We start from the raw sequence: 423 nt of genomic DNA on the forward strand, positions 1-423 counted from the left end.
TGAAGCCGATGCACCGCCGCCCCCACTGCCCGCGCCTGCGCCGGGCTTCGAGGAGCAGCTTGGCACCCGCTGGGTGGTGTGGATCGGCGGCCTTGCGCTCGCGCTCGGCGGCTTCTTCATGGTGCGCTATTCGATCGAGGCCGGCCTCCTCGGCCCCGGCGTACGCGTGTTTCTGGGCGGCCTGTTCGCAGCTGCGCTGCTCGGGGCCGGCGAATGGTCGCGGCGCAAGGAGAGCATTTCCAACATCCAGGCGCTGCCGATCGCCAACATTCCCGCGATTCTCACCGCGGCCGGTACGGCGGTGGCATTCGCGACCATCTATGCCGCCTATGCGCTCTACGGCTTCCTTGTGCCTGCCACCGCCTTCGTGCTGCTCGGCATCGTCGCAATGTGCACGCTCGCCGCCGCGCTGCTGCACGGGCC

Annotated in this window: 1 protein-coding gene; it reads left to right on the plus strand. The window is 69.5% G+C overall.

What is annotated here, in order from left to right:
* On the plus strand, nucleotides 1-423 hold a 423-nt coding region (locus MOV74_RS40370), incomplete at both ends, for a DUF2339 domain-containing protein (RefSeq protein ID WP_246933130.1).

Source organism: Bradyrhizobium sp. SHOUNA76 (assembly GCF_023006445.1).
Classification (GTDB): domain Bacteria; phylum Pseudomonadota; class Alphaproteobacteria; order Rhizobiales; family Xanthobacteraceae; genus Bradyrhizobium.